At 65.9% G+C, this 9371-nt stretch carries 7 protein-coding genes; 6 read left to right on the forward strand and 1 reads right to left on the reverse strand.

What is annotated here, in order from left to right:
* Positions 1 to 1025 (reverse strand): ribonuclease E/G (locus tag VJ811_RS06055; protein WP_324071368.1); only part of this gene is annotated, 1025 nt, incomplete at its 3' end.
* Positions 1026 to 1629: 604 nt separating this feature from the next.
* Here VJ811_RS06055 and VJ811_RS06060 point away from each other — a divergent pair.
* From VJ811_RS06060 to prfB, 6 genes are all read left to right on the forward strand, one after another.
* Positions 1630 to 2595: an N-acetylmuramoyl-L-alanine amidase gene (locus tag VJ811_RS06060; protein ID WP_324071369.1), complete on the forward strand. Its 966-nt coding sequence runs from the start codon at positions 1630 to 1632 to the stop codon at positions 2593 to 2595.
* A gap of 171 nt (positions 2596 to 2766) precedes the next feature.
* Positions 2767 to 4020, forward strand: a complete 1254-nt coding sequence (locus VJ811_RS06065) for a D-arabinono-1,4-lactone oxidase (protein ID WP_324071370.1) — start codon at positions 2767 to 2769, stop codon at positions 4018 to 4020.
* Complete coding sequence (locus VJ811_RS06070; protein ID WP_324071371.1) at positions 4017 to 5162, forward strand: DSD1 family PLP-dependent enzyme; 1146 nt, start codon at positions 4017 to 4019, stop codon at positions 5160 to 5162. The genes VJ811_RS06065 and VJ811_RS06070 overlap by 4 nt, the downstream gene beginning before the upstream one ends.
* A complete protein-coding gene (locus VJ811_RS06075; protein WP_324071372.1) occupies positions 5159 to 5797 on the forward strand; it encodes a TetR/AcrR family transcriptional regulator in 639 nt (212 codons plus the stop codon). Before VJ811_RS06070 ends, VJ811_RS06075 begins: the two co-directional genes overlap by 4 nt.
* A gap of 62 nt (positions 5798 to 5859) precedes the next feature.
* The gene (locus VJ811_RS06080; RefSeq protein WP_324071373.1) at positions 5860 to 8376 is read left to right on the forward strand and encodes a penicillin-binding protein 1A; all 2517 of its coding nucleotides are present in this window, start codon (positions 5860 to 5862) and stop codon (positions 8374 to 8376) included.
* Positions 8377 to 8448: 72 nt separating this feature from the next.
* On the forward strand, positions 8449 to 9371 hold a 923-nt coding region (gene prfB, locus VJ811_RS06085; protein WP_324071374.1), incomplete at its 3' end, for a peptide chain release factor 2.

A 9371-nucleotide genomic window follows, 5' to 3' on the forward strand; every position in this document is an offset into this window, starting at 1 on the left:
TCGCTGTCCGAATGGATCAGCGCGGGCGCCGAGCTGCCCAGCGTATTCTCGCGAATCTCGTCCCACAGGCGCGCGAGATAGTCGAAGTCGCGCTTGATCTCGACCTTGGTGCGGCTCATCCCCGCGGTGCGGACGATGCAGCCCATCGTCGGCGGCAGCGCGAGTTCGTCGATCATCGCCTTCAATTTGCGGCGGTCGGCGCCGTTCGAAATCTTGCGGCTGATCCCGCCGCCATGCATCGTGTTCGGCATCAGCACGCAGTAGCGGCCGGCGAGCGACAAATAGGTGGTAAGCGCGGCGCCCTTATTGCCGCGTTCTTCCTTGACGACCTGGACCAGCATCACCTGACGGCGACGGATGACGTCCTGGATCTTGTAACGGCGGCGCAGCGACATGCGGTTTTCGCCGTCTTCGTCGTCGCCGCGGCGGCTGCGTCCGCGCCCGCCCTTGCGGTTGTTGCCGCGCCCGCGCCCGCGGCTCCGGCGATCGCCGCGGCCATCCCCGGTTCCTTCTGGGCCTTCTTCCGAGCCTTCGCCGCCCTCTTCGGCGTCGCCATTCTCGGCATCGCCATGGTCGTCGCCATCGTCATGGCCGTCCCGATCGTCATGATCGTCGCGGTCATCGTCGCGATCGTGGCGGCTGTCGCCATTGTCGTCCTCGTCGTGATATTCGACGTCGGCGACATCGCCTTCGAGCTCGTCGAGGTCTTCCTCGGCGCGCTGTGCGGCGGCGGCGGCATGCTCGGCCTCTTCGCGCAGCAGCGCGTCGCGGTCTTCCTTCGGAATCTGGTAATAGTCGGGGTGGATTTCGCTGAAGGCGAGGAAGCCGTGGCGATTGCCGCCATATTCGACGAATGCCGCCTGAAGCGACGGTTCGACGCGGGTAACCTTGGCCAGATAGATATTGCCCTTGAGCTGCTTGTGCTCGGCGGACTCGAAATCAAACTCCTCGATTCGGTTTCCCTTGGTGACGGCGACCCGGGTTTCTTCCCGGTGCCGCGCGTCGATCAACATGCGCGTGGTCATTAGATACACTCCAAGCGCGCCTTGGCACGCCATCAAAAAATCCCGCGAACCTGCCCGAGGGCTGGCCGCGGCGGATACGGGTGAAAAGAAAAAAGACGTTATTGCCGAAAGGAGCCTGCGTCCGGTCCTGGACGCGCATGCGGTCTTCAAATCCGGCGACGGCCGGGGCGAAAGCGCCCGCGTCGGGATTCAAAGAGGGCATGGCAAGCCTCATGCGGCATCAACCTGTTACGGGGTGAGCGGGCGGGCAGGGCGGGCGTGATGCGCACGCCCCGACTGTCCGGTCAACCGGGTGGACTGGCGGCAGGTCGCCCTTCCCCGTATGTCCGGCGCCAAGGCGGCCATGTTCCGCATATTCGCGGAGCAGGCCCTCCCCTCAAAAGGCCGGACGGCACCGGGAACGACACCGTCAGTGAGGGCGTGCTAGCATCGGCATGTGCCGACGGCAACCACAACCACCGTACAAAGATAGGATGATGCAGGGGTGTTGCAAGAAAACCCGCACCGGCGAACAGGCTGAATTACCTGCTAACCCTGCCGGTCGACGCGGGTTCGACGCACGATGCCTAATGGATGGTTCACATTGTTCTGCGGCGGGCGCGCGATGTTTTTCAATAAGCGCTGGACCAGCGCGCGCTTCGGGCGGCATAGACGAGCGATGAGCCTGCTTGCCCTGCTTGGCATGATCGCGTCGCCGCCCGCAACCGTTGCGGGACGGCCAATCGTCGATCCGGCGTTCGACAGGCCGCGCAGCGAATGGCAGGTTCCGGCGGGCTTCCGTGCCAAGCGCCCCGGAAAAAGATACAGCGTGACCGTCCCGATCGGAAAGCCGAAGCCTTCGGTTGCGCTGCCGCGCATCGAGGGGCCGGCGAACAGCCGCCTGCCGCTCGTCGTGATCGATGCCGGCCATGGCGGGCACGACCCTGGCGCGATCAGCCCACACGGCGGCATGCGCGAAAAGGATATTACGCTCGCGCTCGCCCGTGCGATTCGCACCGATCTTCTTGCGTCGGGCCGCGTCCGCGTCGCGCTCACCCGCTCCGACGACCGCTTCCTCGTGCTCGAGGAACGCTATGGTATCGCGCGGCGATTGAAGGCCGACCTGTTCATTTCGGTCCACGCCGACGCCGCAGAGAACAGGCAGGCGAGCGGTGCATCGATCTATACGCTGTCCGAAGTCGCCTCCGATCGCGAGGCGGCGCGGCTCGCGGCGCGTGAGAACAAGGCCAATATCATCAACGGGGTCGATCTCGGCGCGCATAGCGGCGACGTGTCGGCGATTCTGCTCGACCTTGCGCAACGCGAGACGATGAACGTCGCGTCCGACTTTGCCCGTCTGCTGCAGCGTGAAGCATCGGACGAGGTCAAATTCCGCACGACGGCGCACCGCTTCGCCTCGTTCATCGTGCTGAAGGCGCCCGACACGCCGTCGGTCCTGTTCGAAACGGGTTTCATCTCGAACAAGGAGGATGGCGAATTCCTCGCCTCGTTGGCGGGCCGGAAAAAGGTCGCGCGGGGGGTGCGCGAGGCGGTGCAGATCCATTTCGCGCGGCGGATCGCGGTGCGCTGAAGATCGACATTTCCACTCTTCGTCATTCCCGCGAAAGCGGGAACCCAGTGCGGAGTTAGCCGACGCAGACCCTGGGTTCCCGCTTTCGCGGGAATGACGAGTTTGAAAAGTTAGTCTTGACTAACTTTTCTGCGACGACCAGCTTCGCCCGGCTCGCTGCGGGAGAATGTCATGAGCTGGAGCAACTGGTCGGGCAGCGTCACCGCGGCCGCGTCGATCGCCCGCCCGCAAAGCGAAGATGAACTGGCGATGCTGGTTCGCAGCGCGCGCAAATTGCGCGCCACAGGCGCCGGACACAGCTTCATGCCACTCTGCGAATCGGGCGAACTCATCGTTAGCCTCGACGATATGGCGGGCGCGATCCACATCGCCGCCGACCGCCGGACCGCGCGTATCCCCGCGGGCTGGAGCATCCGCCGGCTGACCGCGGCGCTTTGGGAGGAGGGGCTGGCGCTCGCCAACCAGGGCGACGTCAATCCGCAGTCGCTGGCGGGCGCGATGGCGACGGGCACGCATGGCACCGGCGTCGACCTTGGCTCGCTTGCCACCTTCGCGCGCGGTTTCCGTCTCGTCGGCGGCGATGGCGAGGCGCATTGGTGCGATAGCGCGACCAACGCCGACCTCTATCAGGCACAACGCCTGTCGCTCGGGCTGTTCGGTGTCGCGACCGAGATCGAGGTCGCGGTGGTCCCCGCCTTTCACCTCGCCGAGCGGATCGAAAAGCGCCGCTGGGCCGAAATCCGCGAAAGCTATGACGAGCTGGCAGAACAGCACCGCCATATCGAATTCTGGTTCTTCCCGCACAGCGACCAGGTGATTCTGAAAACGCTCGATCTATGCGACCCGTGCGACCCGCCGCCGAGCACGACCGACATGGAAGAGGCGACCTTTCGGCGCATTCTCGACCTTTCGGCGCGGCTGTCGTTTCTCACCCCCTTTCTTCAGCGCCTGATGATGAAAAGCGGCATTTCGGGCCGCCGCCGCGGCCCCGCGCATGCCATTTTTCCCTCCGACCGGACGCTGCGGTTCGAGGAGATGGAATATGAAATGCCGCGCGCCGCCGGGCTCGAAACATTGGACGAGGTCGTCGGCTGGATTCGCAAGAAACGGCTGCCGGTCACCTTCCCTTTTGAATATCGCACCGTCGCCGCCGACGATATCTGGATGAGCCCGATGAATGCCGGGCCCGTCGCCGCGATCTCGATGCACCAATATGCGAAGATGCCCTGGGCGGCGCTGTTCGCCGAGGCCGAGGCGATCTTTCGCGGTGCCGGCGGCCGGCCGCACTGGGCCAAACGCCACACGCTGAGCCGCGCCGACGTCGCCGCGCTCTATCCGATGGCGGGACATTATACAGCGGTGCGCCGCGCCGCCGACCCGCACGGCAAATTCCTCAACCCGCATCTGGAGACCTTGTTCGCATGACGACCGACCGTGATTTGCACGCCCATCTGATCGGCCGGCAGGGGTCGCGCGCCGACCTCAATACGCCGGTGCTGATACTCGATGTCGATGCACTCGATCGCAATATCGCGGCGATGGCCGCGCTCACCGCGCATCACGGGGTTGCATTGCGCCCGCATGCCAAGACGCACAAGAGCGTCGATATCGCGTTGCGCCAGAAAGCGGCCGGCGCGGTCGGCGTCTGCTGCGCCAAGATCGGCGAGGCCGAGGTGCTCGCCGAGGGCGGGGTGACCGGCATCCTCATCACCTCGCCGGTTGCCGCACCCGCCGCGATCGAGCGGCTGGCGAAGCTCGCGGCCACCGCCGAAGGGTTGATGGCGGTGGTCGACCATCCGGGCGTTGCGGAGCGTATCGACGCAGCGTTGGAGGCGGCGGGCGCGAAGCTCGACGTGATCATCGACATCGACCCCGGCATCGCGCGCACCGGCGTGGCGTCGGCCGAAGCGGCCGTTGCCTTGGTGAAGCTGATCTCCGAATCGCCCAACCTCGAATATCGCGGCGTGCAATTTTACTGCGGGTCGCAGCAGCATATCGAAAGCTATGCCGAGCGCCGCGCCGCGATCGTCGAACGCACCGCCTATCTGCAGGAGGTCATCGCCGCGCTGTCCGAAACCGGATTCGCGCCCGAAATCGTCACCGGATCGGGCACCGGCACCCACCGGATCGACCTCGATCTCGGCGTCTTCAACGAATTGCAGGCGGGCAGCTACGTCTTCATGGACAAGCAATATCTCGACTGCGACATCGCCGATGGCGCCGCGCCGCCGTTCGAGGTTTCGCTGTCGGTCGACGCGCGCGTCGTCAGCGCCAACCACAGCGGGCTCGTCACGATCGACGCGGGTTACAAGTCGCTTTCGACCGACGGCGGCGTCGCGGTGGTGCAGCGCGGGGCGCCCGAAACCGCCTTTTTCGCTTTCATGGGCGACGAGCATGCCGCGCTGATCGCGCCCGAAATCGGGACGCAGCTTGCGCCCGGCGATCCGGTCAGCCTGACCGTGCCGCACTGCGACCCGACGGTGAATCTCTATGATTTCTATCATATCGTCGCGGGCGACACGCTCGTCGACATCTGGCCGGTCGGCGCGCGCGGCCGGGCGCGGTGATCGCCGCCGCCCGCCCCCATATTGTCAGACGTCCGCCGAAGCAGGACCGCGCGCGGCAGACGCAGGGCCGCCTGCTCGACGTCGCTGGCGAATTGCTCGCCGAGGTCGGGCTCGAGCGGATTTCGACCAACATGATCGCGGCGCGCGCCGGGCTGACCCCGCCCGCGCTCTATCGTTATTTCGACGACAAATATGCGGTGATCGAGGCGCTCGGGCGGCGGCTGATGGAGCGTCAGAATGCCGTACTCGAAAGCTGGATCACGCGTCATGCGCCGGGCGGGATCGCGGGCATGGCCGATCATATCGGCGATCTTCTGGCCGAAAACGCCGCGGTGACGCGCGCCGAACCGGGTGCGGTGTGGATCTTGCGCGCGCTGCACGCGACGCCGCGTCTCGTCCATGTCCGGCTCGAATCGCATCGCCATGTGACCGGCCGGCTCGCCGATGCCTGCACGCCGCACCTTTCCGGCGTCGACCGCGAAATGCTCTGGTCGCGGCTGCGGCTGGCGGTCGAGCTCGGTTTCGCCGCAGACGAGATGTCGTATGAGGAAGACCGGGTTTCGGCGGGCGCCGTGCGCGTCGAAGTGGCCGCGATGCTGCGTTCCGCGCTGCTCGACCTGACGACAAGCGCCTAGTCGCGCACCTCGCCGCAAGCACGCTTCCCTTTCGTCGGTTCAGGCTTTAGAGGCGGGGACATATGGCCGCTGACAGTCCGCCCGATTTCCGCTTGCGCCTGCGCCGCGACAGCAATGCCGTCATCGCATGGCTGAGCGATATGTGGACACGGCGCTGGTTCCGCTGGCTCGGTTACCTCGCACTCGCGGGCATTCTTTTTCTTGCCCTGATCTGGGTGGTTTTCGCGCGCGACCTGCCGTCGGTCGACCAGCTGCGCGACTATGAACCGCCGCTGCCGACGATGGTCCGCGATGCGGAGGGCAAGCCGGTGCACAGCTATGCCCGCGAACGCCGCGTCCAGCTCGAATATAGCGAATATCCGCAGCTCCTCGTGCGCTCCTTCCTCGCGGCCGAGGACAAGACCTTCTTCAGCCATGGCGGCATCGACTATCCGGGGATCGCTTCGGCGATCATCACCAACCTGACGAACAGCGGCCGCCCCATCGGCGCCTCGACGATCACCCAGCAGGTCGCGAAGAACCTGCTGCTCACGAACGAACTCAGCTATCGCCGCAAGGTGCGCGAGGCGATTCTCGCGATGCGCATCGAGGATGCGCTGACCAAGGAACAGATTCTCGAGCTCTATCTTAACGAAATTCCGCTCGGCCGCCGCGCCTTCGGCGTGCAGGCGGCGAGCCGCGCCTATTTCGACAAGGACGTCGATCAGCTCCAGCTGCACGAGATGGCGTTCCTCGCGATCCTGCCCAAGGCGCCCGAAAAATACGGCCGCGCGCGTTTCGAAGGCGAGGCGATCGCGCGGCGCAATTTCGTGCTCGGGTCGATGCAGGACAATGGCTGGATCAGCACCGCGCAGCGCGACGCCGCGCGCGCGATGCCGCTCGGCCTCACCAACACGGGCAACACCGCGATCGCGCAGGTCGGCGGCTATTATATGGAAGAGGTGCGGCGCCAGCTGATCGCCCAGTTCGGCGAAACCGCCGACAAGGGGCCGCACAGCGTCTATGCCGGCGGCCTCTGGGTGCGCACGCCCTATGACGGCAAGATGCAGCAGGGCGCGACGATGGCGCTGCGCAAGGGGCTCCAGCGCTACGACGCGGGCAAGGGCTGGTCGGGGCCGATCGCGAGGATCGAGGCCGACGATCAGTGGCAGAGCCGCCTCGCGTCGAGCTTCATCGGCATCGATTACGACAATTGGCGCGTCGCCGCTGTGCTCTCGAAATCGGGAGGCGCGGCGCGCATCGGCTTTGCCAACGGCGACACCGGAACGCTGCCCGCGAGCGCCGCGACGATGGGCTATCGCAAGACCGGCGGCAGCGCCTTTTCGGCGATGCGCCCGGGCGACCTGATCGTCGTCAAATCGAACGGCAGCAGCTATGCGCTGCGCAACATCCCCGAAGTGTCGGGCGGCATGGTCGTCGAAAGCCCGCATTCGGGCCGCATCTATGCGATGCAGGGCGGCTTCGACGTGCGCCTCTCGCCGTTCAACCGCGCGACGCAGGCCGAACGCCAGCCGGGCTCGACGATCAAGCCCTTCGTTTACGCCGCCGCGCTCGACAATGGCATGACTCCCGCGACGATGATCGTCGACGGACCCTTCTGCGTTTATCAGGGCGCCAGCCTCGGCAACAAATGCTTCCGCAACTTCGGCGGCGGCGGCGGATCGGGCGAGCATACGATGCGCTGGGGTCTCGAACAGTCGCGCAACCTGATGACGGTGCGCACCGCGAGCCAGGTCGGCATGGAGCCGGTGGTCGAAACGATCCAGACGATGGGCATCGGCAAGCACGAACCTTATCTCTCGACCGCGCTCGGCGCCGGCACGACGACGGTCGAAAAGATCACCAATGCGTACGCGATGCTCGCCAACCACGGCCGCGCGCTGAAGCCGCGCGTGATCGACTATGCGCAGGATCGCCGTGGCAAGGTGATCTTCCCGGTGAACTGGAAACCGTGCGAGGGCTGCAACAAGAAGGATTGGGACGGCCGGCCGATGCCGCGCTTCGCCAGGTCGGGCAAGCAGCTGATGGATCCGATCACCGCCTATCAGGTCGTCCATATGCTCGAAGGCGTCGTCCAGCGCGGCACCGCGGTGCGGCTGCGTGACCTGGGCGTGCCGCTGTTCGGCAAGACGGGCACGACCACGGGGCCGAACGATGTGTGGTTCGTCGGCGGCACGCCCGACGTGATCGCGGGCATGTATATCGGCTTCGACCAGCCGCGCAGCATGGGCGGCTATGCGCAGGGCGGCAGCTATGCCGCGCCGATCTTCAAGGATTTCGCGCTCGCCGCGCTCGCCGATCGCCAGCCGATTCCCTTCTCGGCGCCGAAGGGCGTGCGGATGGTGCGTATCGACCGCCAGTCGGGCCGCCGTGTCTATGGCAGCTGGCCGGGGACCGACCCCAAGGCGTCGATCATCTGGGAAGCCTTCAAGCCCGAAAGCGAACCGCGGCGGACGATCCGCGAAGAGGAAATCAAGCCGATCAAGACGCCGCGGCGGGCGACCGGCGGCGCGTCGCAAAAGGGATCGACCGGCCGCACCGACAGCGACTTCCTCGACGATCGCGGCGGCATTATCTGACGGCTTGGACCACCTTCCCCTGCGGCGCTTGAAGCCGTAAGGGCGGGATCAACATATTTCAGGAGCAAGGACATGCGCGCCGAAGCGCAGGATCATATCGACAAGATTGGCGCCGCGCTGGCGCTGCTGCGCCGCTTTCTCGACTGGGACCGCGCGGTGCGGCGGCTCGACGAACTCAATGCGAAGGTCGAGGACCCGACGCTGTGGAACGACGCCAAGGCCGCGCAGGAAGTGATGCGCGAACGCCGCCGGCTCGACGAGGCGATCACGGCGACGCGCGCGATCGAGACCGAATGCGCCGACACCGCCGAACTGATCGAACTCGCCGAAATGGAAGGCGACGAGGCGATGGTCGATGAGGCCGTGGCGTCGCTGGCGGCGCTCGCCGAGCGCGCCGAGGAAGACAAGATCAAGGCGCTGCTCGCCGGCGAGGCCGACGCGAACGACTGCTATATCGAAGTCCATGCGGGCGCCGGCGGCACCGAAAGCCAGGACTGGGCCGAGATGCTCCAGCGCATGTACAGCCGCTGGGCCGAAAAGCGCCGCATGAAGGTCGAACTGGTCGAATATCAGGCGGGCGACCAGGCAGGTATCAAGTCGGCGACGATGCTCGTGAAGGGCGAAAACGCCTATGGCTATGCCAAGACCGAGAGCGGCGTCCACCGCCTCGTCCGGATCAGCCCCTATGACAGCTCGGCCCGCCGCCACACCAGCTTCGCGAGCGTCTGGGTCTATCCCGAGGTCGACGAGGACATCGACATCCAGGTCGAGGAGAAGGACCTGCGGATCGACACCTACCGCGCGTCGGGGGCCGGCGGGCAGCACGTCAACACGACCGACAGCGCCGTCAGGATCACCCACGTGCCGACGGGCATCGTCGTCGCCTGCCAGAACGAGCGCTCGCAGCACAAGAACAAGGCGATGGCGATGAAGGTGCTGAAGGCGCGCCTCTACGAGCTGGAGCGCCAGAAGCAGGACGAGCGTATGGCCGCCAT

Source organism: Sphingopyxis sp. (genome assembly GCF_035250425.1).
Lineage (GTDB): Bacteria > Pseudomonadota > Alphaproteobacteria > Sphingomonadales > Sphingomonadaceae > Sphingopyxis.